15 protein-coding genes and 3 pseudogenes are annotated in these 25,104 nt (G+C 72.0%); 6 read left to right on the forward strand and 12 right to left on the reverse strand.

All coding sequences use genetic code 11. The features are described 5' to 3' along the window. Nucleotides 1-709 precede the first annotated feature (709 nt). Nucleotides 710-1,018, reverse strand: coding sequence for a hypothetical protein (locus ACLIYP_RS08145; RefSeq protein WP_412712459.1), 309 nt, complete (start codon nt 1,016-1,018; stop codon nt 710-712). Between the two features lie 29 nt (nt 1,019-1,047). Further along, nucleotides 1,048-1,200, reverse strand: a complete 153-nt coding sequence (locus tag ACLIYP_RS08150) for a hypothetical protein (RefSeq protein WP_412712460.1) — start codon at nt 1,198-1,200, stop codon at nt 1,048-1,050. 1,169 nt (nt 1,201-2,369) lie between these two features. Between ACLIYP_RS08150 and ACLIYP_RS08155 the strand changes: the two genes are divergently transcribed. Next, the gene (locus ACLIYP_RS08155; protein WP_412712461.1) at nt 2,370-2,606 is read left to right on the forward strand and encodes a hypothetical protein; all 237 of its coding nucleotides are present in this window, start codon (nt 2,370-2,372) and stop codon (nt 2,604-2,606) included. Between the two features lie 131 nt (nt 2,607-2,737). Here the strand turns inward: ACLIYP_RS08155 and ACLIYP_RS08160 are convergent, their stop codons facing one another. After that, on the reverse strand, nt 2,738-2,881 hold the full coding sequence (locus tag ACLIYP_RS08160; protein ID WP_412712462.1) for a hypothetical protein: 144 nt from the start codon (nt 2,879-2,881) through the stop codon (nt 2,738-2,740). Between the two features lie 99 nt (nt 2,882-2,980). Further along, nucleotides 2,981-4,189: an IS4 family transposase gene (locus ACLIYP_RS08165; protein WP_412712463.1), complete on the reverse strand. Its 1,209-nt coding sequence runs from the start codon at nt 4,187-4,189 to the stop codon at nt 2,981-2,983. Between the two features lie 267 nt (nt 4,190-4,456). Between ACLIYP_RS08165 and ACLIYP_RS08170 the strand changes: the two genes are divergently transcribed. Both ACLIYP_RS08170 and ACLIYP_RS08175 read left to right on the forward strand, forming a co-directional pair. After that, the gene (locus ACLIYP_RS08170; RefSeq protein ID WP_412712464.1) at nt 4,457-6,586 is read left to right on the forward strand and encodes an ATP-dependent nuclease; all 2,130 of its coding nucleotides are present in this window, start codon (nt 4,457-4,459) and stop codon (nt 6,584-6,586) included. Then, nucleotides 6,579-8,069, forward strand: a complete 1,491-nt coding sequence (locus ACLIYP_RS08175) for a UvrD-helicase domain-containing protein (protein WP_412712465.1) — start codon at nt 6,579-6,581, stop codon at nt 8,067-8,069. Before ACLIYP_RS08170 ends, ACLIYP_RS08175 begins: the two co-directional genes overlap by 8 nt. Nucleotides 8,070-8,343: 274 nt before the next feature. Here the strand turns inward: ACLIYP_RS08175 and ACLIYP_RS08180 are convergent. From ACLIYP_RS08180 to ACLIYP_RS08195, 4 genes and pseudogenes are all read right to left on the reverse strand, one after another. Then, nucleotides 8,344-8,562, reverse strand: a pseudogene (locus tag ACLIYP_RS08180) (transposase); the annotation flags it as partial. A gap of 950 nt (nt 8,563-9,512) precedes the next feature. Further along, a pseudogene (locus tag ACLIYP_RS08185) lies at nt 9,513-9,617 on the reverse strand (HipA family kinase); the annotation flags it as partial. A gap of 116 nt (nt 9,618-9,733) precedes the next feature. Then, nucleotides 9,734-9,961, reverse strand: a pseudogene (locus ACLIYP_RS08190) (hypothetical protein); the annotation flags it as partial. Between the two features lie 282 nt (nt 9,962-10,243). Next, entirely contained in the window at nt 10,244-15,994 is a 5,751-nt protein-coding gene (locus ACLIYP_RS08195; RefSeq protein ID WP_412712466.1) for an amino acid adenylation domain-containing protein, read from the reverse strand. A 174-nt stretch (nt 15,995-16,168) separates the two neighbouring features. Between ACLIYP_RS08195 and ACLIYP_RS08200 the strand changes: the two genes are divergently transcribed. From ACLIYP_RS08200 to ACLIYP_RS08210, 3 genes are read left to right on the forward strand one after another with little or no spacing between them, the layout of a single operon-like run. Beyond that, on the forward strand, nt 16,169-18,049 hold the full coding sequence (locus ACLIYP_RS08200) for an ABC transporter ATP-binding protein (protein ID WP_412712467.1): 1,881 nt from the start codon (nt 16,169-16,171) through the stop codon (nt 18,047-18,049). Then, nucleotides 18,046-19,821, forward strand: a complete 1,776-nt coding sequence (locus ACLIYP_RS08205; RefSeq protein ID WP_412712468.1) for an ABC transporter ATP-binding protein — start codon at nt 18,046-18,048, stop codon at nt 19,819-19,821. The genes ACLIYP_RS08200 and ACLIYP_RS08205 overlap by 4 nt, the downstream gene beginning before the upstream one ends. Then, nucleotides 19,803-20,732 carry an NAD(P)/FAD-dependent oxidoreductase gene (locus ACLIYP_RS08210; protein WP_412712469.1) on the forward strand — a complete coding sequence of 310 codons (930 nt, stop codon included), beginning with the start codon at nt 19,803-19,805 and terminating at the stop codon, nt 20,730-20,732. Before ACLIYP_RS08205 ends, ACLIYP_RS08210 begins: the two co-directional genes overlap by 19 nt. Nucleotides 20,733-20,769: 37 nt before the next feature. Here ACLIYP_RS08210 and ACLIYP_RS08215 read toward each other — a convergent pair whose 3' ends face one another. The 4 genes from ACLIYP_RS08215 to ACLIYP_RS08230 are packed head-to-tail and all read right to left on the reverse strand — an operon-like array spanning nt 20,770 to nt 25,012. Next, on the reverse strand, nt 20,770-21,795 hold the full coding sequence (locus tag ACLIYP_RS08215) for a ketoacyl-ACP synthase III family protein (RefSeq protein ID WP_412712470.1): 1,026 nt from the start codon (nt 21,793-21,795) through the stop codon (nt 20,770-20,772). Further along, nucleotides 21,796-23,277 (reverse strand): ABC transporter ATP-binding protein, encoded by a 1,482-nt coding sequence (locus ACLIYP_RS08220; protein WP_412712471.1) that lies wholly within the window; start codon nt 23,275-23,277, stop codon nt 21,796-21,798. Then, nucleotides 23,274-24,110 (reverse strand): ABC transporter permease, encoded by an 837-nt coding sequence (locus ACLIYP_RS08225; protein ID WP_412712472.1) that lies wholly within the window; start codon nt 24,108-24,110, stop codon nt 23,274-23,276. Before ACLIYP_RS08225 ends, ACLIYP_RS08220 begins: the two co-directional genes overlap by 4 nt. Further along, a complete protein-coding gene (locus ACLIYP_RS08230; protein ID WP_412712473.1) occupies nt 24,107-25,012 on the reverse strand; it encodes an ABC transporter permease in 906 nt (301 codons plus the stop codon). The genes ACLIYP_RS08225 and ACLIYP_RS08230 overlap by 4 nt, the downstream gene beginning before the upstream one ends. Nucleotides 25,013-25,104 lie beyond the last annotated feature (92 nt).

The raw sequence follows: 25,104 nt of genomic DNA on the forward strand, positions 1-25,104 counted from the left end.
GTGAGAGAGAACCGTCCTACCAGGGGCTTTACGTCTGCCCGCCACCGGGGCAGGGCTGCCCGAATCGTCCGGACACCAGAGCCTCATCCGGCTTCGCGTAGATCATTTCGCTGAGAAAACCTCACTGAACAGCTTTTACAAGCCTTCTCTGTTTTCTCAGTAGTTGGGGAAGTCACGACCAAAGTTTTCCGGCTGCGAGGTGGTCTCTTGTGGGACCCGCATAGAAAGGTACAGGTTAGGAATGTGGCCCCGGCCGCCCTCATAGGACGATTTCTTGGGGACCACCTGGGGACCACACGGTGTGCGCGTACCCGAACGACCGAGGCGTTCCTCGCGCAGCACCGGATCGAGAAGCACCAATTGCCCCAAGAACGGCGGCCTTCAACTGGACTGGCTGCACCAGCTCGACGAGAAGGGGCAGACCTTTCGATAGCACGGTGAAGGGTGACAAGGGACAGGGGTTGGTACGTGTCCACTGCTGAGCCCGCCACCAGTCGATCACCGATCCCACCCACGCGGCGGCCGCGAAAGCCAGCCGCGAACAGGCTCGCATGCGGCTGCCCCTTACCGACCAAATGCAGTTTGAGCAGCGGGGTTTGGATATCTATGACCGCATCCTCGGCGTCATCGACGGCGGGCTTTCCACCGGTGAGAGAGTCGCCTGATGGCCAGCAAGCGGACCACGAAGGGCCGGGACCCTGCGGCTCACTCACTTCGGCACCTCCGGCAGCGCAGGCACCGTCGAGATGGACTGGATGGTGGACTCCCACTCCCCAGTCCGCGTGTTCTTGAACCGAAGATGCAGTACCTCGAACTCGTCCGGCACCCAGTCGAACTCGCCGACCTCGTCCTGGTCGAAGATCTGGTGTTCCGCGAACAGCTTGGCGAGCTCGATGTCCGTGGACGCCTGCATGATGAACTTGCCGACCTTAACGACGTGCATCATCGGACGGCCCTGCGCCTCCGCCTCCCGGACGCTCTCCCAGAACGGCTCGTACCTCCTGGCGGACTTGGTCATCCCAACCCACTCGTCGCGCCTGATCTCGCTCACTTCGGCCCCTCCAGCTTGCTCGTCGTCACCGGCGTCCAGCTCTGCACATACTCCACCTTCGGCGCCTTCGCGACCGCTAGGCGGTTGGCCTCCTGCACGGACTCCGCTTCCGCCTCCACACGCAGCGCCGCGTGACCGTGCAGAGCCACCGTGTGTCTCGCGATTACCTCAACCCCTTGCGCCTCAGGACCATGACCACGCCGTAGAGAACGCACAGTCCCAGACTTATCCGATCAAGAAAGATCCGGACCGTACACGGGCCACACACCCCAGTCAGAGTGAGTCCGGACCAACCCGGACATCACTGTGGCTGCCATGCGCGCGGCTGGGCTCTCCATCGTTCAGTGAGCTGGGCAAAGGTGAGCAGCCCACGCCCGCCCTGGTCCATACGCTAGGCACGGCAGAGGTGCTAGGTGTGCTGTTCGGACAGGTTGGTGACACGGCTGGCTGGTGGGTGGCCGCGGGGTGCAGAGCACCATGCAGCTGTGGAGCAGAGCCCCACAGCTGGGGCGGCAACCGTGGTCGTATCGCCACGGTTGGCCCGCGCTTCCGGTAGAAACATCTTGCTGCACATGTTCGTCCGGAAGACGCGCGAGAAGCCCCCGCCCTAGTGGTCCCAGGCATTCCCCTTGGAGAACGCCTGGGACCACTGCGGTGCGGCGGTACGGGCGGGCATCGACCGCAGCGCGCCAGCTCGCGGCCAGCGTCACCCGCCGACTACTGGCCGAGGAGTAGCCGCGCAACGACGGAAGCCGCCGCCCGGGATGAGCGGGGGCCTTCCGTGCTGCTGCCGGTCGGGGGTGACGCTGCCAAGGGTGGGGACAGCAGGCAACGGAGCGTTTTCGATCTGCTCGCCGTAAGGAACGATTGAATTCGGCCACATTTAAGGCTCTGTTCGGCGGCCTGCAGTGCGTCCGTCCTGCCTCTTAAGACCACACAGGCATTCTGTACACCAGTGCAAGACGACGTAAGCGGGCTGGTCAGTGAATGCCCGCTCATGCAAACCGGCAGGTCAAATGCCCTAATTGAGCTTGCTGACGGGTTGGGTTACCCAAATTGGCCGGTGGCGGATCTGTGCGCTAGCGGTATGTGGCCGGAACAGATCCGTTATAGCGTCCTATCGCTGCTGTCACCGGACAGGGCGACAGTCACACCATGCGGCGCCAAAACACGTTGCCGCGCGGACGGCTCTCGGCATCATCCTGGGGGCGTCCTCATGCACGGCGGCCGGGTGCTCCAACACCCGGCCGCCGCAGGAACCAGCGGGCCATCATCCGCTGATCAGTAGCTCAACCCAGTCATAGATTGGAGCTCAGTTATGAGAGTACCAACCCAAATTCCGGTGAAGCCGGTTCCGTCACCTGCTGGGACGGCCAGCGGTAACCGGATTTCCGGATGGACCTCCTTCCTCGCCAGCCTGTCGATCTTGCTGCTGGCGGCCGGGGCCGCGGCGCTGATCCCCGCGCCGGAGGTCCGGCCAGCGCCGGCGCCGGTGACCGTCGAGGTGCACCAGATGTGCACGGGTGACGGTGCGGTCTGCCACTTCGAGCGGTAGCCGAACACTCGGAAAGTCCCCGCCCCGGGTATCCGGGACGGGGACCTACGTGCCCCCTCTATGGGCACTACTTCGCAGGTCAGCCCCCGCTACCCCAGCACCAGCCCCCCGCTAGCCTCAATACCGGTGACTTAAGGTTTGCTTGGTCGGGTCTTGATTGGTGGGTTGATCGGGGCGGTGCGCCAGTGCGGGGCGATGGTCACGGCGTCGGCGGGGTCGCGGGTGGGCTGGGGCCAGGTGCGGTGCTCGGCGCGTTTGACGCCGAAGTTGGACATCTTGCGTTCGACGACGCGAGGGTTGGAGCGCCTGCGTCGCGGGGCAGGAGGCGGGCGGTGATTTCGCGGAGTCCGTCGGTCAGCGCCGTGGCCAGGTGGTCAGGGGGAAAAGGCCGCCTGCGCGGTGACCTGGCGGCGGGCGAGGCGGATGGCACGGGTGAAGGAGAGCCGGTTGGGGTCGAGGTCGGCGGTCCCGGCGGCGTCGTGCATCAGGGCGCGGATGGCGTGGTGGACCAGCAGGTGTCCCCAGACCTCCTGCTCGACTCCGCCGGGTGAGCGGGAGCGCAGAACCTGGGCGGGGCCGCGCTGGTGGGTTTTCAGCTCATCCAACGCGTTCTCGAACTCCCACCGCTGGTGGTAGAGGGCGGCCAGTTCGGTGGCCGGGGCGGCCCCGGGGTCGAGGATGGTGGTGATCAGACGGTAGGGCGCCTCCGGCTCGGGCCGCCCGGAGTCGTCGAGCGTGTACTCGATGACCCGCACCACCTGCGGGTCGGCGCACCTTCGGTGGTCCCTGGCGGCGACGATCTCCGACAGATAGGAACCGTCCGGCAGTTCCTCGCGCACGGGCAGCACCTGGTGGGCACGGATGCGCCACAGCAGGTCCGCCCCGCCGGCCGACGCCGCCCGCCACAGCTCCAGACCGGTGAAGCCGCGGTCGGCCAGCAGCAGATCACCCTCGCCCAGAGCCCCGAGCACCTCACGGGCCAGCACGGGTTCGGACACGGTCCGCGGACCCAGAGCGGCGGCGGTGATGGCATGGGTGCCGCACTCGGCCAGCGCCACCACCCGCACCTGCGGGAACGCACACCGCTCGGTGCGGTGCGTCTTCGGGCGCCCAAAGTACACGGCGTTCTCCTCGCTGTCGGGAACATCGAAGACCGTGCCGTCGACGGCCATCACCCGCCACCGGCGATAGAAGGCGCCCGGGGTCGACTCTGCCGCCAACGGCCGGGCCACCCGAGCGAACAGAGCCTTCAGCGGTTCCGGACCGAGCTTCGCCCGGGCCCGGGAGATCGCCGCCGTGGTCGGCACCTGCCAGGACCCCGACCAGCGCTTCGCCCAGGCCAGCCCGTGCGTCAACAGCCGGGCCACCTCCTCGTATCCCTGGCCGGAGAACAGGCACATGGCCAGCACGAAGTAGACCACCACGCGCGGCGGCAGCAGCCGGTTGCGCTGCCCGGACCGCCCGCACTCGGCCACCACCGCATCCACCACCTCCGGCGGGAACGAGCGCGTCAGCAACCCGATCGCGATACGGTCCGACAACCGCTCGTCCGTCTCCGGCTTGACCTGACCCGGCCGCGGCATCCCGGCACCTCCCCGCCGGCACCCTACCAGCTCAGACCTTAAGTCACCGGTATTGAGGCTAGACCGCTTGGTTCAGCGACCGCCGAACACTCGCCGCAACAAAGGGAATTCGGGGAGAACCCGACACATGCCCGCAAGCAGCCGATCCCTTCAGGGATTGTCAGTGGTATGGGGGACGATAGCCTCCGTACTGATTGGCCTGTGGGGGACATGGTGCACCTGAGTCGTATTGCTGTCAGTGGCTTTCGGGCAAGCACGGAGGGGGAGATGGTCTGCGATCTCCCGGGTCGTTTCAGTGTGCTGATCGGAGCCAACGGCGCTGGGAAGACGACACTCACGGACGCCCTCTACCTGGCGCATCCCGCCAGCCGTTTCCCGGTCCTGCCTAGATACGGATCCGCCACGCTCGCGCCCGAAAGGTCCACCCGCAGCATCGAGGTTTCCTACAAGCTGGGCGACAGCCTCACTGGGGAAGGCCGCCTGGGGCGCCAGTTACACGAGGCCGACCACCGTCCCCTCGGTCACGTCGCCCAGAACTGGGGTGTCACGCTGAGCCGTCGGCTCGGAAGCGTCGCCACGAAGATCGAGAGCGCGCACGGCAGGTCCTCGGACCTGGACCCGTACAAGCTGATCTACCTGCCGGCGTGGCGCTATCCGCTCGACGAGCTGGCACGCCGCGAGGCGCGGATCCTGGTCGAACTGCTCCGTGCCGAGCAGCAGCGTCTGAACGGCACCCGGAATCTGGTGGGACTCCGGGCACGCGCCTCCCAGCTGCTCGAGGAGCTGGCCAAGGAGAGCATCATCGACACCGTCGAGAAGCGGATCGGCGGATATCTCACGGACCTGTCGGCTGGAGTGGACCGCCAGTGGCCGTACATACGCGGCCAGGTCATCGACGACACCTATCTGGCCCGCGTGCTGGAAATCATGCTCGCCGTCATGGAGGGACGGAAGTTCGCTCGGCCACTGGAAGTGTCCGGGCTGGGGTACGTCAACCTGCTGCACATCGCCGTGACACTGGCGGCGATACCGGACTCCACCGAATCTCCGCAAGCAGAGGCCTGGCCCCCCTGGGGCACCTCAGACCAGCCGCCCCTCACCGAGGAGGAGCAAATCCGAGAGGCGACTCTGAACCTCGAACAGGCACAGGCGGACGCCGACGCGGAGGAGGACTCCTTCTTCGGTACGAAGCCATTCCACGCGACGGTCGTCATCGAGGAACCCGAGGCCCACCTCCATCCGCAGTTGCAGCAGGCTCTGGTCCGCTACCTGCGCAGGACCGTCAAGAAGCGACCCGAGCTGCAGGTCGTCCTCTCCACCCACGCAACAGACGTCATCACGTCCTGTGCCCCAGAGGAGCTCGTCGTCGTCCGCCGGACGGCACGGGGAAGGGTCTGCCGCACCGTCGCCGACGTCGTACCGGACAAACACCGTGCCGTCACGCTGCGGAAGACACGGCTCCACCTGGACGCGAGCCGGTCCGCCGCACTCTTCGCCGAGCGCCTCGTGCTGGTCGAGGGCGTCACCGACGCCGCTATCGTCCGGGAGTTCGGCAGGACGTGGGCCGGCGTGGACACACGAAAACACTCGTTCGTCGACGCGCTCAGCATCGTGCACATGGGCTGGAAGGTCGGACCGTGGCCGGTGCATCTGCTGGCGACCCGGGGCAGCGAGCTGTGCACCAGGCTGGCGGTCCTCGTCGACAGCGATCTCCCCTTCGAGAGCGAAGAGCGCACGAAGCCGAAATGGATCTTCGATCACGACCCCTCGATCGTCGACGCCTTCGTTAGCCACCCGACCTTGGAACCGTCCATCACCGAGGGCAACGAGCACCTGATCGAGGCCGCCCTGAAAGAGGTCAGACTGGAGGTGCCGGAGGTGACGGCCCAGACCGTGCACGAGCTGTTTCGCAGTGCCCGGAAGCCCAAGGGCGAGCAGCCCGGTATCCCGGCGGGGCTGGGTTCCAGCAAGAAGGGCGACTTCGCGCTTGCCTTCGCCGGTCTCCTCGCAGAGGCCAACGAGGCGGGCCCCGAGCAGTCGTCGAACCTCCCGACTGTGCCCGAGCACATGCGCCAGCTGTTTGAGTTCCTCTACGCGCCCGACGCAATTGCTGAGGACGGCTCCGGGTCGGAGAAGGAGCCCTTCACGCCCCTCGAGGAGCCGGACTGGCTCGCGGTGGTGAAGGAGGAACGGGATAGGGATGACCAACCCGTTGAGGAGATGGAGGACTTCCACTGGCCGGACGAGGAGGAGAGCGACTGGGCGTCCGGATACGAACCGTTGTCGGAAGCACCGGAACCGGATGCACCGCCCTGGGATGAGCTACTTCTCAAGCGTCCCTCCCCCAAGGGGGCCTGGCCTACGGCCGCGCTTCGAACAACGGGCTCCGATGAGTAGCCGCCGGCCTGGCAGACCGGTCCTCACGCCGGAGCAACTCCTTGTCGCTGCGAGCCCTCACCGCCTTCTCTACATAGAAGCGTTCCCGGGTTCGGGGAAGACGACCGTCTCGCACCAGCGCTTCGGCCTGCACCGCTTCGCGCGCACGACCGACCACCGGGCGGTCGTGGCAGTCAGCTTCACTCGCTCGGCCACGGAGGAGATACGCAGCCGCGTGTCCCAACAGTGGGGCCCTTCAGCCCTGACTTGGCCCCATCGCATCGTCACGCTAGACACCGTCCTCAACGACCTTCTCACTCACCTCCTGCGTTCCCGGGTCCTCCAGTGGCCGGGAAACCACGAAGACCTGGAGGTGCTGGACACATGGCCAAGCCACCTGCCCACCATCCGAACAAAAGCAAAACCGGTCCTCCGCCTCGTGGGCACCCGCGTTGTCACCACCTACCAGGTGGAAGACGAACCGAATTACCACATCAAGCCGGTGGACTTCTCCTCCACGGTCGGAGAAGGGCGGTGCACCCACGAGAACGTGCGTGAGGTCCTGCGCGACGCCCTCGGTACCGAGGAGATCCGCGCCCGGGTCACGGCCTACTTCACCACGGCGATCAGGTCACTACTCGTCGATGAGGTCTACGACGCGAACGACCTGGACGTGGAGATCATCCGTGTGGCGGCGGACGCGGGACTGGCCGTCACCCTGGTGGGAGACCCCTGGCAGGCTCTCTACGCCTTTCGTGGCGCCCGCCCGGAGAGCGTGCGCCAGCTCCTCGGACTGCTGGAGTTCGAACGCGGCGAGCTCCGGACCACGTTCCGATGGCGCGACAGCGTGACCCAGACTTCACTGACACAGGGACTACGCCGCGGGGAGAGCACTATCCTCCCCTCGGGAGCGGCGAAAGACGTCGATGTCGTGCTCGCGCGGAAGTGGCATTCGCTGTGGGACTGCGCCCCTCATGTCCTCCCCCTGGCCACTGCCAGGTGGAAGATGGGGCCGCTCCAGAAAGCTTTGTGCACCTTACTTCTGAACGAACTCACTCAGACGGCCCTCGGCCTGCCGGCCTTGTTCCTCCCGGAGGCCTGGACCACCCTGGGCATCCAGGAGGTCGAGACGTTCGAGAAGCTGCGCCCGGACCTGCAGAGCGCGCTCCAACGCCTGGCGGGCCAGGACGATCTCTCCGAGGTCTGGACCGCCTTGGTGCGTACCGTGGTCGCCGCGGTACGCGTCGAACCGCCGGTGGGGCACAATCGGACACCACGCAAGGCTCTCGGCCACCTGCGCAGGCGCCTGAACGTCCAGCACGAGTGCCTGGTACTCGGTCTGACCTGTCACCAGGCGAAGGGCAGGGAATGGGACAGGGTCGGAGTGCGGCTGGAGGAGTCTGACGTGGCTGCGCTCCGCAAGGGCCTCGCCCCAGGTGACGAGGCCCACCGTGCGCTCTACGTCGCGCTTACCAGAGCACGACACCTCAGCGTCATGGTGTGAGAGCTCTTGAGCGCTGTCGTCCCCCTCCGGCCCAGCTGTGTTCACCTCTCCGAGCCACACGGAGATGTGGCCGATGACAGAGCCCGCCAGGCGTATCCACCGCCCCAGACGTAGACGATCACGATGATCAGCGTCTCATCAGACGTGCTCTGCTGCCGCACCCTTCTTCTGAACGATGAGGCAGACGGCGCGGCTGGACGACTCGCCGTCTTGGTGCCTAAGAGTTGTCCCGTAAATGATCTGTGACGTACCTGGTGGCCTGCTGGTTTCTGCGTCACCCGGCCAGGGTGAGGTTATGCAGGTGGGCGATGCCGAGCATGGCATGGTGAACGCCGTCGCCTCTGAGGCGGCAGTCGCGCAGAATCTTCCAGGCCTTCATGCGGGCAAAGGTGTGCTCGGCGCGGGCGCGGACCCGGCGGTGGGAGGCGTTGTGGTCCTCCTTCCAGGCGGGCAGGTCCCCGTCCCGGTGCCGGCGGTAGTGCGGGATGGTCAGTAGCGACAGCGATGCGTGGAGCCGCGCAAGAGCAAGCTCCAAGGCACGATGAGTCAGTTAACCCAGCAGACGTTACTCGTTACGCCCGGCCCCAGCGGAAGATCCCCTGCTCGGCTTGGGCAAAGTCCCACCGTGGGCCCCGCGAGCCCATTCAGCTCGGCCGTGAAGGCGTCGTTCAGCCCCTCTGCCAGTGCGTACCGTACGAGTCCACCACCGAGTCGACCAGTGCCGGGAGTCGTCGTTCACGCCGTTTCCGGGGCACAAGGACCGCCTCCTGTGGAAGCCGCACAAGAAGGTTCATACCGGATGTGTGGCATGGACTGCCCTCGCGCGGCAGTTCTTTGGGGACCAGCCGGGGACCACACGGTGTGCGTACACCCGAACGACCGGGGTGTTCTTCACGCAGCACCGGGCCGGAAAGCACCGATTGCCCCAAGAATGGCGTCCTTGGGCTGGACTGGGGGTCAAGGGGTCGCAGGTTCAAATCCTGTCGTCCCGACAGCACCGAGGGGCGCTCCGGCCGGGGAGAAACCCTAGCCGGAGCGCCCTTCGTGTTTGGCGGCACGTAAGCGGTTCTACTGCCCCTCTGGGGCCCACACGGGGACCATGCCCCAGAAGAACTCCTGATTTGAGTGCTTCTGCTGGGAAACCAAAAGCATGCCTGGTCTCTCCCCGGTCATGGGACGGCTATAACACCCGTCACACCATCCACGGCAGTCACTCTCCGTGACGAGACTGACGTGCCTGACCCATATTGGCGACGTGCTGCATACGCGCGAGCGCAGCCCCCTCTGGGGAGAATCTGGGGAGTATCGGCGGCGCTGGGGAGCGCCTGGGGAGAATCAACCGTGCAACGCGACACGACCCGGAAAGACGTCGAAAGGCTCATCTGCGCAGGTCAGCCATGGGCGTGGCCGCATCACCGCAGGTCAACGCCACTGGGTGGGCAACTTCACGACATAGGTGCCCAGGTCGTCGGCCTCGACGATGCCGGGCAGCGAGCCGCCCTCGCGCAGGGGCGTCACATAGCGCGTGGCGGTGACTTCGGGAAGCATTTTCACAGGCTATCCGACATGCTGACCTTGCAATCCACGGTCGGCCCCAAAGACCCTCGGACCGGGGATCCCGCCGGAACCACTCCCGAACCACCCTGGGGAGAATCCGGGGAGTTTCAGCCGGCGCCCGGCCTCCCCCGCCTGCCCCGCCTCCCCAGCAGACCGTCCATGACGGTGCGCCCCCTGCTCCCGGCCTCCGGCATGAAGTGAGCATAGTAACCGAGCGTGACGGCCGGCGAGGAGTGCCCGAGCCACCGCGCCAGGGTCACCACGGACTCCCTCGCCTCCAACACGACCGAGGCGTAGGTGTGCCGCAGCACATGGAAGCCGTCCTTCGGCGCAGCCTCCCGCGGAACAGCTCAGGGAGCCCGAGTGGTCCCCGCGCGAGCGTGGGTGGTCCGGAAGTCGGTGCGGGTGCGGTAGCCGGCCGAAGCGTTCTCACAGGTCTTCAGCGGCCCGTCGAGCGCGGCCACCGCCCCCGGGGCAGGGGCGGAGGTCGCCGTCTCCGAGCGGTTCACCGGGGCCGTATCGGTCATCGGAACGGTGAGGAACACGTTCGGCGCGGCTCCCACACCCCTCCCGCGGAGGTCCGCACACCGCCTCGGACCTCCGCGGTGCTTTTCCGTTCAGCGCCCTGCCCTGCGGCGGTCGCGGCGCTGTCCGCCCCGCCGCCGGGCCCTGGCGATGAGAGGGTCGGCGAGCGGGGCGGAACGGTCACCGGCCCGCCGCTCCCCGGCATCCGTCCGCGGGAAGGCGGCTTCTCCCCCTCGGCCGATCCTGGCCGCCAGGGCACGGATCGAGGGATGTGCGAAGAGGTCGAGCACGGAGAGGGTCCCGTCCAGTTCCTTCCGCAGGGCGCGGTGAGCGCGTACCAGGGTCAGGGACGTCGCTCCCAGTTCGAAGAACGAGCGATCGCGGTCGAGGTGCTCGGGATCGGCACCGATGAGACCGGCCAGAGCGGTGGCCACACGCAGTTCCGTGGCAAGGTCCCGTCCGTCGTCGCCGGCCGTGCGGACCGTGAGAGGCACTCGGCCTCGGACGGGCTCGGCCGGCCGCAGGCTCCGGTCGGCCAGCGCGGCGGGGTCGGCGCTCCTCCACGCGGACCGGCCGCCGGTCAGGAGGGACAGCAGATCGGTGTAGGCCGTGAAGAGCGCGTCCAGGTACCCGGGCGGGAAGGCCGCCTCCACAGCGTCCCAGTTGACGCGCAGTTCGCCGTTCTGCTCGAAGACCTGGCAGTCCAGGACGACGTGCGGGGTCTGGCTGACGGCGTACACGGTGCGGCCGAACCCGTCCAGCAGTTCGGAGGCGTCGGTGGAACCGCGCGCCCCGGAGGTGCTGCCCAGACCGCTGGAGAAGACCACCGGCAGCAGCACCTGCCGCCCCCTGCGGGCCGTCATCTCCCTGAGCACCTCGTTGCCGTGGACACCGGCGGGCCCGGAGGCGTGTTCCAGATCCGACCACAGCCGGTCCTGCGTCCGGCGGACGCGTCCGGCGATGTCCGGCGCCGGGTCCTCGACACCGAGCAGGACCGTGGAGGTGTAGTCGCCGATGACGCCCTCGTGGCGCTCGGGCCGGTCGAAGGTGGTCAGGACGAGGGTGAAGCGGTCGCTGCCCGTTCCGGCACGCAGGACGTCGGCGAAGGCGGTGAGCAGCACGGCCGTCGGTGTCACCCGGTGGCGCCGGGCGAGGTCCCGCAGCGTGCTCCACCGCTCGGCGCCGAGGACGGTCCTGCGGCGGGTGAAGCGGACTCCGTCCGGACCGGGCGGGGTGATGGGGAGTGCGGGGCCGTCCGGGAGTTCGGCGGCCCTTCGCTGCCAGTACCGCGTGGCCTCGGCCCGTCGCCGGCCGTCGGCCGCGGCGGAGCACTCGTGTGCCCACTCGGCGAATGCGGCGGACGGCGGCGGGGGCAGCGCTCCGGGGTCCCGGTAGGCGGTCAGCAGGTCGTCCACCAGCGCGACCGCACTCCGCGCGTCGCAGAAGAGCAGGTCGAGACCGAAGTGCAGCCTCCAGCCGCGCTCCTCGGTACGGGTGGCCGCGAGGTGGAGCATCGGGCTCCGCGTCGGGTCGAGGACCCGGTGGGACCTCTCGTGGCGCAGGCGCGACAGCTCCTGCCGCGCCGCGTCGGGGGCGAGGCCGCGCAGGTCGTACACGTCGATCTCGGGCAGTGGCGGTTCGGGCAGGACGGTCTGCCGGGTGTCGTCGGTGACGACGGCCCGCAGCATCGGATGCCGCCGGACGACGGTGTGCAGTGCGGCGCGGAGGCGGTCGATGTCGAGGTCGTCCAGGTCGGCCTCGGTGTAGTAGTGGGGTCCGACCGCGTTCCCCAGCCAGGTGTCGGCTCGGCCCACCAGGTAGGCGAGCTGCATCTCGGTGAGGGGAAAAGTGGAGGGAAGGGGACCGGGGAGCGGCGCTGGTGCGCCGGCGTCGGGAACGACGCCGGGAACGGCGTCGGTGCCGGAAGCGGCGTGACCGGTCACGCCCACGGTGAGCAGTGCGCCGTCGGCGCCGACGCGTACGTCGTGGAGCGTGCGTCCGTGCTCGCCGGTCCGCCGCCGCAGCTCGCGCAGCCAGCGCGCGGCGGCCTCCAGGGCGTCGGCCGGATCCTGGCCGCGGGACGGCTCCAGACGCACGGTCAGGTCCAGGCCCTCGGGTGCGGGCGGGAGCGGGAGGTGTGCGGGAGCCGGGTGGTGGGGCTCGCCGGCGGCGGCCTGCGCCGGAGCGTCGTACGCCGTGCCCGGGGCGGGTGGCGCGGCGTACGCGTCCAGCAGGTCGGTGAGCGAGTCGAAGGCCGCCAGCCGCTGGAAGGAGGGGCGCTCCGCGCCGTGGTCCTCGATGGCGTTGGCCAGCCGGACCACGTCCAGTGACGTCGCTCCCGCGGCCAGGAGTCCGGTGCCGAAGTCGGCCTGCGGTCCGAGGATCTCGCGCAGCACCGCCTCCAGGGCGCCGCGGTCGGCCCCGCCGGCGGGTTCCCCCTCCGCGGCGGGGCCGGCGGGGACGGCGGACGTCTTCGGGGTGGCGTCGTCCGCTGCCGGGCGGGGCCCGGGTACCACCGCCTGCGGGAGGGCGGGGGAGGGCTCGGCCGGCGGCTCCTCCCTCCTGGGAGAGCGGAAGGGGTCGGGAAGTCTCCTGTGGTCGACCTTGCCGTTGTCGCTGACCGGGAGGGCGTCGAGGCGGACGTACCGGCCGGGGAGCATGTAGTCCGGGAGCCGCTCGGCCAGCGCGCGGGTCAGCTCCCGGTCCGTGGGCGAGGTCGCCTCGGCCGGCGCGGTCAGGGCGATGTAGGCGACCAGCCGGGGCCTGCCGTCGGGGCCCGGGACGGCGGCGGAGACGGCCTGCCGGATTCCGGGCAGTCGGCTCAGGGCGGCGTCGATCTCGCCCAGTTCGATGCGGTGGCCGCGGACCTTGACCTGCCGGTCGGTGCGGCCCAGGAACTCGATCTGCCCGTCGGGGCGACGGCGGCCGAGGTCGCCGGTCCGGTAGAGCCGCTCTCCCAGGACCGGGTGGACGGCGAACCGCTCGGCGGTCTGTGCCTCGTCGCCCAGATAACCGCGGGCCAGCCCGTCGCCGGCGATGAACAGCTCTCCGTCGGCCCCCACCGGGCAGGGCCTGCCGTCGGTGTCGAGGACGTGGAAGAACTGCCCGCGCAGCGGACGGCCGTAAGGGATGCTCGGCCAGTCGGGGTCCACCTCGCCGATGGGATAGGTGATGGACCAGATGGACGCCTCGGTCGCGCCGCCCAGGCTCATCACGCGGGCGCCGGGGGCCAGGGCGCGCAGCCGGTCGGGCAGGGTGACGGGTATCCAGTCGCCGGAGAGCATCACCAGGCGGAGGGAGGCCAGTCGGCGGGACGCCTCGCCGGGGTCGGCCTCCGCGTACTCCACCAGCATCTCCAGGAGCGCGGGAGCGGTGTTCCACACCGTCACGCGGTGCTCGCCGATGAGTTCGCACCAGTGTTCCGGGTCGCGCTGCCGCGCGGTGTCGGGCAGGACGAGTGCCCCGCCGGCGCCCAGGAGGCCGAAGACGTCGTAGACGGACAGGTCGAAGCTGAGTGCGGACAGCGCCAGCACCCGGTCGTCGGCGGTGACCGCGAACCGGTCGGTGATGTCGTCCAGGGTGGTCCGGGCGGCCCGGTGCTCGATCGCCACGCCCTTGGGCGTTCCGGTGGATCCGGAGGTGAAGATGGCGTACGCGAGCTGGTCCGGGCGGGCGTCGCCGCGTACCGCAGCCGTGGGGCCGGTGTCCGTGCGTCCGTCGGCGTCGACGGCCAGGGGGCTTACGCCGGGGGGCAGTTGGGCGGACCCGTCGGCGGCGGTCAGGGCGAGCCGGACCCGGGCTCGGGAGCAGACGGCCTCGATACGGGCGGCGGGCCAGGCCGGGTCGACCGGCACGTATCCGGCGCCGGTGCGGGCGACCGCCAGCACGGCGGCGATCTGGGCCGGGCTCTTGGGGAGCGCCACCAGGACCAGTTCCCCGGGGCCGGCGCCTTCGGCCGCCAGCCGTCCGGCCAGCCGTTCGGAGCGTTCGGCCAGTTCGCCGTGGGTCCAGCCGGTGCCGGGGGCCAGGACGGCCGGGTTGCCGGGCAGGTCCTGCGCGGCCCGCCGCAGCGGGTCGTCCAGGAGGGGCCCGCAGTCGCCGTAGGGGGCGCGGTCCAGTCTCTCGGGTTCGATGAAGGCCGGGTCCCAGCCCAGTTCGACGCTGTGCCACGCCCGGTCGTCCTTGGCCAGCAGGCGCAGCAGCCGCTGCTGCGCCTCGGCGAGCCCGTCGGCGAACCCGGCCGGGAACGCCGCGTCCACAGTGTCCCAGCACAGCCGCAGGTCGCCGTTCTCCTGCCACACGAGGTGGTCCATGAGCACCTGGGGTGTCTGCGACACGCCGAAGACCTCGGTGCCGAGCGCGCGGGCGGGGGGCTCGTCGGTGCCGACGCCGAGGCCGGAGGTGAAGACCACGGGGTGGCGGACCGTTTCGGCGCCGGCGGTTTCCGCGCCCGCGGCGGCGGAGAGTTCGCGCATCACCTCGACGCCGGAGAAGGAGCGGTGCTCGATGGCCTCCCACAGGGTGTGGTTCACCTTGCGCGCGTGGTCGGCGAAGCCGCTCCAGGCCAGCGGGTCGGGAGGCGTGACGCGGACCAGAGCGGTCGTGGTGAAGTCGCCGACCAGGTGCTCCACCCCGGCCACGTCCTCGGGCCGGTCGTAGAGGGTGGTGTTGACGGCGAACGGCTCGGTGGCGCCCCAGCGGGCCAGCACCAGCGAGAACGCGGCCAGGAGGACGGAGGTCGGGCTGACTCCCTGCCGGGCGGCGCGCTCGCGCAGCTCCCGCCACTCCGCCGCGCGCAGGCACCGGCGGTGGCGGGTGAAGCGGGCGCCGCGGATGGTCTCGGGGGCGGTGGTGCGGGGGAGGGCCGGGCCGTCCGGCAGGGTCCCGAGCCGCTCCCGCCAGTAGGCGCGGTCACGGGCGTGGCGGGCCAGTTCCGCCGGGTCGGTCTGCCGCCGTCGCACGATGTCGGTGAAGTCGGTTTCGGCGGTGGGTAGTTCGGCTTCCGGGTCGGTGAGGAGTTCTCCCCACTGGCGCATGAGCAGCCGCCAGCTCGCGAAGTCGATCACCAGGACGTCGAAGCCGACCAGCAGTCGCGTCCTGCCGTCCGGCAGCAGGACGGCGTGCAGGTCGAACAGCGGCCATTCCTGGGCCGGGCGGACCTGGTGGGACCGCTGCTCGCGCAGGTCCGCCAGCGCCGTCTCCACCTGCCGGTCCTTCGCTCCCCGCAGGTCGGTGCGGCCGATGGTGTAGTGGGGCGGTTCGGCGAGTGTGTGCTGACGGCCGTCCCGGCCGATCACGGTGCGCAGCATGGGGTGGTGGCGAACGAGCCGGTTCCACGCCGCTTCCAGTCTGCCGAGGTCGTCCTCCTGGTCGGGGGCGGACCGCTGACCGGGGTCGCGGTCGTACTCGTGGTACCAGAAGGTGGCCACACCGCCCAGCGGGAAGTCCTCGCCTCGCCCGGCCCAGTAGGCGGCCTGGACGGCGGTGAGCGGCGCGGCGCCGGTGTCCGGGGAGTCCTCCGGCGGCGGCGCGGCGGTTCCCGGCCGCGCCGCCCGGTCCCCCCTTCCGCGTGCCGCCGTCCAGTCGAGCAGCAGCGCACCCACGGTGCGGTCGCCGAGGAAGGCCGGCAGCGGAAGCCGCACACCGGTGTGCCGTTCGACCGCCCTGCGCAGCCGCAGCGCGCCGAAGGAGTCCACTCCCAGATCGCCCAGCCGCAGGCCGGGGCGCAGCTCGGCCTTACCGCGTGCGGCGGCTTCGGCGATCAGTTCCAGCAGAGGTTCCGCCTCTGCCGGAAGCTCGGCGAAGTCCTCGGTGTCGTCGATGGCTGCGTCGGGTCGGCGCATGTCGGATCCCCCGTTCAGGTTGTCGAAGCCATGGCGGAATCCGTACCGCCTCGCACTCCGCGACCAGACTTATCGACAACGAAAACGATTGTCAATTAGTGTGTGCGGGGTCGTCGGCCTCACCCGCCGGCCGTTTGTGACCGTCAACAGCCCTGCTCGGAACGAGGTTTCGCCGTGAGCACCGACACACGGCCGTCGGCCGCCGAGGACGTACGGCCGATCGATGCGGCGCCGGACACCGCGGCGGACGGCCCCTGCGCCGGCCCGTCGTGGGAACTGCTCCGCCTGGTGCGTCCGGTCCGCGGCCGCCTCGCCCTGGCGGCGGCCGCCCAGACGGTGGCCGTGCTGGCGTCCCTGGTCCCGCTCGCCGCGGTCGCCGAACTCGGCCGGGCCCTGCTCGACGGCGACTCCGCCGCCGCGTGGCGCGCGGCATGGGCCGCGGCCGGCGCCGTGCCGGTGCGGGCCCTCTTCCTCGCCGCAGCGACGACCCTGACCCATCTCGCCGACAACGACCTCCAGCTCCTGCTGCGCCGCCGCCTGGTGGACCACGCCGGACGGCTGCCGCTGGGCGCGCTCGACGACGGAAGCGCCGGGGCCCTGCGCAAGGCCGTGGCGGACGACGTGTCGGCGCTGCACCACGTGGTCGGACACACCCTGCTCGACCTGGTGGCCTCCGTGGTGGCGCCGGCCGCCGCGCTGCTCTACCTGTTCACCGTGGACCCGCTGATGACCCTGGTGACGCTGGTGCCGGTGGCCGCCGGTCTGCTGCTGCACCGCAGAGCGCTCGCCGACGCCACGGCGCGCATGCCCGAGTACCACGCGGCCACCGCCCGGCTGAACTCCGCCGCCGTGGAGTTCGTCCACGGCATCACGGTGGTCAAGACGTTCGGACAGGCCGGCCGGGCACACCACCGCTTCGGCGAGGCCGCCGCGCGGTACGCGGACTTCGTCTCCGCCTGGGCGCGTTCGGTGACCCGGTACACCGCCTGGAGCCAGATCGCCTTCTCGCCCGCGACCGTCGTGGCGACCGTCCTGGCGGGCGGCACGGCCCTGCTGCAGACGGGGCGGCTGGAGCCGCCGGACCTGCTGCCCTTCGTGCTGCTGGGGCTGGGACTGACCGCCCCCGTCCTGGCCCTCGGCTACGCCACCCAGGACCTGCGCACCGCCCAGACGGCCGCCGCGCGCATCCGCCGCCTGCTCGCCCGGCCGCCCCTGCCGGGTCCGCGCGTACGGAGCCGGCCCGATGGAGCACGGGTGGAGTTCGACGGTGTCCGCTTCGCCTACGACGGACGCGGCGAGGTGCTGCGCGGCGTCGACCTCGTCCTCGAACCCGGCACCCTCACCGCCCTGGTCGGCCCCTCCGGCGCGGGCAAGTCCACGCTGGCCACCCTTCCGGCCCGGTTCCGGGACGTGAGTGCGGGCGCGGTGCGCATCGGGGGCGCGGACGTCCGCGACATCCCCGCCGACGAGCTCTACCGGCACGTGGGCTTCGTCTTCCAGGAGACCCGGCCGCTGCGCGGCAGCCTGCGGGACAACATCCGGCTCGGCCGCCCGGAGGCGGGCGAGGACGAGATCGAGGCAGCGGCCCGGGCCGCCCGCATCCACGACCGGATCATGGAACTCCCCCGCGGATACGACACGGTCGCCGGCGACGATGCCCATCTGTCCGGTGGGGAGGCACAGCGGGTCGCGGTCGCACGGGCACTGCTGGCCGACCGCCCCGTACTCGTCCTGGACGAGGCGACCGCGTCCATCGACCCCGAGTCGGAGGCCGCCGTCCAGGACGCGCTGGCGACGCTCGTGGCCGGGCGGACCGTCCTGGTCGTCGCGCACCGGCTGGCCACCGTGGTGGAGGCCGACCGGATCGCGATGCTGGACGGGGGGCGGCTGGTGGAGCAGGGCCGCCACGACGAGCTCCTGGCCGCCGGCGGCCGGTACGCGGCGCTGTGGCGGGCCCAGTACGGCACGAGCGGGCGGCCGGCTGCACACCACCGGCCGCGGCACGACGAGGGGCGGTCCGGCACGCCGGACCACGCGGAAGGGAACGCGCGGTGATCCGCCGGCTGTCGGAACTCCTGGACCGCGAGGAGCGGGGCCGGCTGCGGCGCGCGCTGCTGGGCACGGCGGTGTCCGCGGCCCTCCAGGGAGCCGCCTTCGCCCTCCTCGTCCCCCTGCTGCGCGTCCTGCTGGACGGCGGGCGTCCCGAGCGGGCCTGGCCCTGGGTGGCGGCGCTCGCCGCCGTGGCCGTGGCCCACGCGGTGGTGACCTACCCGTCGGTGGTCGCCGCCCGGAACACCGGGTACGCCCTCTCGCGCTCCCTGCACGACCGCCTGGGCAGCCGTCTGGTGCGTCTGCCGCTGGGCTGGTTCTCCGGCGGGAGGGTGGGCACGGTCGGCCGTCTGGTCACGTACGACGTGATGAACGTGATGAGTGTCCCGGCGCATCTGCTGGAACCGCTGGTGCGGGCCACCGTCACACCCGTCTGCATGGTGCTGGTGATGCTCGTGGCCGATCCCCGCCTGGGGCTGGCCGCCCTGGCCTGCGCTCCGGTGATCGTGCTGGTCCACCGCGTGACGGGGAGGCTGGTGCAGCGCGCCGAGCACGCCGCGGACGCGGCGGCGGCGGAGGCCGGGGCGCGGGTGGTGGAGTTCGCCCGCGAGCAGCCGGTGCTGCGTGCGTACGGCAGGACCGCCCGGGGAGTGCGCGAGGTCGACGACGCGCTCGTGGCGCAGCGGCGGGCGGGGCGGCGGATGATCCGGGTGGCGCTCCCGGGGCTGGCCGGATTCGCGCTGACCGTACAGGCGGCCTTCGTCCTGCTGCTGCTCCTGGGCACCCACCTCGCGGTGGGCGGCACGGTCGACGCCCCGGCACTGCTGGCCCTGCTGGTGCTGGCCGCGCGTTCGGCCGAACCCCTTTCGTCGGCGGCCGAGCTGGGCGCGGCGCTGCGCATGGCCGGGAACTCGGTGGACCGGCTCCAGAAGGTGTTCGACACCCCTCCCCTGCCCGAGCCGGACACACCTGAGCGAATCCGGGACAGTTCGGTCCGGCTGGAGCGGGTGAGCTTCGGGTACGGCGACGAGCCGGTCCTGCGGGACTTCTCCCTCACCGTGCCGCCGGGCACCACCACCGCGCTGGTCGGCCCGTCCGGATCGGGCAAGACCACCGTCACGCGGCTCGTCGCCCGCTTCTTCGACGTGTGGGAGGGCACCGTGCGCGTCGGCGGCGCCGACGTGCGGCGGCTGGCGCAGCAGGAGCTGATGTCCCGTCTGACCCTGGTCTTCCAGGACGTCCACCTGTTCGACGGCACCCTGGAGGAGAACATCCGGCTCGGCCGGCCCGGCGCCGGTGAGGCCGAGGTACGCGAGGCCGCGCGGCGCGCCCGGGTCGACGAGATCGCGGCCCGGCTCCCGGACGGCCTGCGCACCCGCGTCGGTGAGGGCGGCGCCCTGCTGTCGGGCGGTGAGCGGCAACGCGTCTCCATCGCGCGCGCCCTGCTGAAGGACGCGCCGATCGTGCTGCTCGACGAGGCGACCGCCTCCCTGGACACGGAGAACGAGGCCGCCGTCCTGGAAGCCCTGGAGGCGCTCACCGCGGACCGCACCGTCCTGGTGATCGCCCACCGGCTGGAGACCGTTCGGGGGGCGGACCGGATCGTGTTCCTGCGCGGCGGACGTGTCGCGGAGTCGGGATCCCATGACGAACTGCTCGCCCGGAAGGGCCCGTACGCGGCCTTCTGGAGCGAGCGCGAGCGCGCCCGCGGCTGGCGGATGCGCGCGGTACCGCAGAGCGAGGACGAGAGGGGACGGTCTTGTACGACGTCATCGTGATCGGGGGAGGACCCGCCGGTCTGGGCGGGGCCCTGCCGCTGGGACGGCAGCGCCGCCGGGTGCTGGTGGTGGACGGGGGGCGGCCGCGCAACGCGCCCGCGGAGGAGATGCACATGTTCCTGGGACGGGACGGGTTCCCGCCCGCCGAGCTGCGCCGCATCGGGCGCGAGGAGCTCGCCGTGTACCCCTCTGTGGAGTTCCGCGGCACCGAGGTGGTCTCGGTCTCCGGCGAGGCGGACGCCTTCGAGGCGGTGCTGGACGGCGGCGAGCGGGTGCGGGCCCGCCGCCTGCTGCTCGCGACCGGGCAGGTCGACCGGATGCCCGGGATCGAGGGTTTCGCCGAGTTGTTCGGCCGGGGCGTCTACCACTGCCCGTTCTGCCACGGGTACGAGACCCGGGAGCAGCCGCTGGCCGTGCTCGGTCCGGACGCCGGCCACGCCATGCTCGCCCTCTACCTCACCGACCGCTTCTCCGCGGACGTGGTGCTGTGCACCCTGGGCGGCCCGGCACCGCAGGAGCTGCGGGAGCACCTCGCGCGGCAGGGCGTGGCCGTCGAGGAGGAACCGCTGCTGAAGGTGGAGCGGCTCTCCCCCGCCGCGCTGCGGCTGCACTTCGCCTCCGGCCGCACCCTGGACCGGAGCGCCTGCTACCACCGCCCGGCCCACGGCCAGCACTCCGCGCTCGCCTCCGAGCTGGGATGCGAGCTGCTGCCCGACGGCACGGTCAGGGTGGACGAGCGGCAGCGCACCACCGTGCCGGGCGTGTACGCGGCCGGGGACATGGCCCGGCTGGAGGCCCTTCCCGCGCCGCTCGCCTTCGTGATCACCGGTGCCGCGGACGGCACGCGCGCCGCGATCTGGATGGACCAGGAGCTGTTCCTGTCCGACATGGGGCTGCGGCCGCCCGCCTGACCCCGCCGGCCGCTCCCGGGGCGGGCCGCCGGCCGGCTCAGGCAGCCTCCACCACCACCGCGCTGAACGTGAACCCGATGCCGACGCCGATCAGGCAGATCCGGTCGCCGGGCCGCAGCCCGCCGCCGCGCGCCAGGTGGTCGAGGCCGACGAGCTGGTCGGCCGCTCCCAGATGGCCGACCCGCAGTCCGAACTCGTACAGGGTGCGCCGCGGGTCGAGGCCGAGCGGGTCGGCGTACCCGGCTTGGAACAGTGCCCGCCCGACGAACGGGGTGACCACCCACCGCAGGTCGTCCACGGTGCTCCCGGCGTCCTTCAGCGCGGTCTCGACCACCCGGGTCACGCCCTCGATGTGGCGGTACAGGACCGACGCGGGGGTGTGGGCGCCGAGCCCGAAGGTCTGCCGGACGCGTTCGCGCAGCACCAGCGGACCGGGGGCGGCGCCGGGCCGCTCCTCCAGCGGCCCGGCGCCGAACTGCACGTCCGCGAGGGCCGGATCGCTGTGGGAGGCACAGCTCAGCAACTTCAGGCGGCCGCCGGTGCCGCGGGCCAGCACGGCCGCTCCGGCGCCGTCGCCCATGACGACACCCGAGTCGAAGTTCCAGCGGTCCAGGCCGGAGGGGTGGAACCGGTCGGCCGCGGTGACGAGCGCGGCGGGCACGTCGGGTCGTCCGGCCAGCACGCCGGCCGCCAGCTCCAGGCAGGCCAGCGAGCCGTTGGACAGGGCCGACACCTGGACCGACAGCCCCTCCAGCGGTGCACCGCCGAGCAGTTCGCCGGAGACCCGGCAGGCCGCCGACCACATGTCCAGTCCCTGGAACCAGGAGGCACCGTGCAGGTGCAGCGCGGGCCGCGCCGCGGTGCCGCCGGACGCGCGCAGCGCGGCCCGGCCGGCCCGCACCGCCAGTTCGGGCGGCGCCAGGTCGCAGTGGGAGACCGAGACCATGCCGGACTCGGCCGCGTCCCGGGGCGCGTACACGCCTTCCCCCACCGCCTCCGCCACGGGCACCAGGTCCCCGAGCACACCACCGGTGCCGGTGATCCAGATGTCGTCGAACCTCATCTATGTCTCCTCCAGCGTCACTGGGCCGTGGCCGGACACCGTCCGGCGGCGCTCCTCCAGAAGGCCGTCGCGCAGCTCGTACACCCGGTCGGCGCGTGCCGCGACGTCCCGGTCGTGCGTGACCGCCAGGACGGCCATTCCTTCCGCACGGCGGCGGTCGAGGACGTCCAGGAGCGCCCTCGCCGTCCCGGCGTCGAGCGCGGAGGTCGGCTCGTCGGCGAGGAGGACCTCCGGATCCGCCGCCAGGGACCTCGCGGCCACCGCCCGCTGGCGCTGTCCACCCGAGCAGGCGCCGGGCCGGCGGCCGTGCAGTTCCTCCTCCAGCCCGGTCTCGGTGAGCAGTCCGAGCGCCGCGGCCCGTGCCCTTCCCCGGGGCAGCCCGCGCAGGACGCGGGCCGGACGGGCCACTGCGGTGACCAGCCGGTGGGCGGGGTTGAGTTCCCCGTCGGGGTCCTGGCCGAGCAGTTGCACGGCCGCGCGGGCGGCGCGGTCCCGGCGGGCGGTGCGGCCTTCGGCGTCGGCCAGGGCCAGTGGTGCGCCGTGGAGCTCCACCCGGCCGGCCAGGGGCGGGTGGAGGCCGGCGAGCACGGACAGGAACGTGCTCTTGCCCGCTCCGGAGGGGCCCAGCAGCGCCACCAGTTCACCCCGGCGCAGGTCCAGGCCGGCGTCGGCCACCAGCGGCGGGCCGCTCCCTCCGGGACGGCCCACCGTCAGTCCGCGGATCCGCAGGACCACGGGGCCGCCGCTCCCCGCGGCCGGACGGGAAGGGGGCGGCGAGGGGAGAGGGGCAGGCCCCGCGGACACCTGCTCGTCCCGCGCGGCCAGTTCGACGACGCGGTGGCCGGACCGTTCGGCCCAGGAAAGGTCGTGGCTCACCACCACCGCCGCGCCGCCGCGCGCCAGATGGCGCCGGATCTCCGCGGCCACCAGGTCGGCGGTGTCCTCGTCCAGCGCGCTGGTCGGTTCGTCCAGGAGCAGCAGCCGCGGCTCGCCGACCACCGCACGGGCCAGCGCCGCGCGCTGTGCCTGGCCGCCGGAGAGCTGGTGGGGCAGGCGCCGTGCCGCGTCGTCCGGCAGGCCGAGACGGGTGAGCACCTCGGTGACGCGCCGGCCCCGTACGGACCGGGGTGTGCCGGGCGGCAGACCGTCGGCGACGGCGGGGCCGATCCGGCGCAGGGGGTCGAGCGTTCCGGCCGGGTCCTGGGCGAGGTGGCCGACATGGGCGCGCCGCCAGCGCCGGGCCGCACCGGTTCCGGGGGCCGGCAGGGGCACGCCGTCCCACCGGACGGTGCCGGCCGCCGGCTCCACACCGGGCCGGAGGGCTCCCAGCAGCAGCCGCAGCACGGTGGTCTTGCCCGCGCCGGAGGGGCCTGCCAGCACCACCGCCTCCCCCGGCCCCAGGGTGATCGGCGGACAGGGCAGGACGTGCGAGGAGTTCCGGTCCACCAGGCGCACGCCGTCGAGTTCCAGCAGGGGTCTCATCGGCCTCGGCCTCCGGAGGCCAGGTGCCGCGCCGCCAGGTCCAGCCCGACGGCGATGCCGGCGGAGAGGAGGGCGAGCGCGAGGGCCGGCGCGAGGGCGGAGCCGGGGTTGAGGGACACGCCGGGCATGTTCTCCTTGATCATCAGTGCCCAGTCCGCCGCAGGAGGCTGCGGGCCCAGACCGAGCACATGGACCGCGACGGTCAGCTGCAGGGCCGCGACGACCCGCAGCCCGGCGTCGGCCAGGACCGTTCCGCTCACCGCGGGCAGCAGTTCGCGGAAGACGATCGCGGCAGGACTCTCGCCCCGCACCAGAGCGGCCCGCACGAAGCCGGCCCCGGACAGGGGCGCGGCGGTGGCGTGCACCACCCGCGCCGACAGCGGGGCTCCGACCAGGAGCATGCCGGCCCACACCGCGACCGGTGCGGTGAAGGCGATCGCGCACACCAGGACGACCAGCAGGCCGGGCACGGCGAGCAGGCCCGCGCTCGTGCGCAGGACCAGCCGTCCGACACGCCGGTGCCGGGCGGCGGCCAGGCCGGCGGCGGTACCGACGGCGGTGGCCGCCAGCCCCGCGGGCAGGGCCACCGCCAGCAGCCCCCGCCCTCCGGCCGCCAGCCGCGACAGCACGTCCCTGCCCAGGACGTCGGTGCCCAGCCAGTGGCGGCCGTCCGGCCCGCTCCAGGGGGCGCCCTGAGGCTCCATCGGATCACCGGGGGCCAGCGCGGGGCCGCCCAGGACGGCGGCCACCAGCAGCACGAGAACGGCGACCGCGGCGGTGGCTGTGGCTGTGGCTGTGGCTGTGGCTGTGCGGACGGTCCTCCCTCCGCTCATCGCGCGGCCCCCGACCTGCGCGCCACCCGTGCTGCCACCGCGTCGGCGCCGGTCATCGCCACCAGGATCACGGCCGCGGACATCAGTGCGGCGGCCTGCACCACCGGGGTGTCCCGCGCGGCGACCGAGGTGGCCAGGAGCTGGCCCAGCCCCGGATAGCCCAGGAGCGACTCGACCACGGCGGTGCCCGCCAGCAGCGCACCGGCCAGGACGGCGGCGGCCTGGGCCAGCGGTGCCGTCAGGTGGGGCAGGACGTGCCGGGTCGCGCAGCGGGTGGCGGAGACGCCGCGCAGCAGCGCGTCCTGGACGAACCGCCGCTGGTAGACGTCCGCGGCCGGGCCCAGGAGCATCCGCGCCGTCCAGGCCGCGGCGGGCAGGGTGAGGGCGAGGACGGGCAGCACGAGGATCTCGGGCCGGTCCAGCCCCCAGCCGCCCGCCGGGACGAGCGAGACGGCGGGCAGCCAGCCGAGCGTCACCGCCAGCAGCAGTACCAGCAGGGCCACCAGTGCCGTGTCGGGGATCGCCACGACCGCCGCGGCCAACACCGCTCCCGCGTGTGAGGCACGTGAGGCGGGCGCGCGGGCGACGAGGATCGCCGCCACCGTGCCGAGGGACACGGCCAGCAGCCAGGACGGCAGGGCGATCAGCAGCGAGGCGGCGAGCCGGTCGCCGAGCAGCGGCGCGACGGCGCCGCCGTCGACCAGGGAGTGCCCCAGGTCGCCGCGGACCGCGCCGCCGAACCAGTCGGCCAGGCGCTGCCACGCGGGCCGGTCGAGCCCTGCACGCGCACGCAGCTCCGCCAGGCGCTGGGGGTCGGCCTGCGCGCCCGCGGTCGCGGTCACGGCGTCCCCGGGCAGCAGCGACGTCACCGCGAACACGGCGACGCACACCGCGAGCAGCACGGCGGCGCACCGCGCCGCGGCCCGCGGTGCCCGGCGGAGAGTGCCGCGAGGTCCTGCGGCCGGTGCCCCGCCGTCCGCCCCGGCCCGGCCGG

It is taken from the genome of Streptomyces nanhaiensis, assembly GCF_046614825.1.
Lineage (GTDB): Bacteria > Actinomycetota > Actinomycetes > Streptomycetales > Streptomycetaceae > Streptomyces > Streptomyces radiopugnans.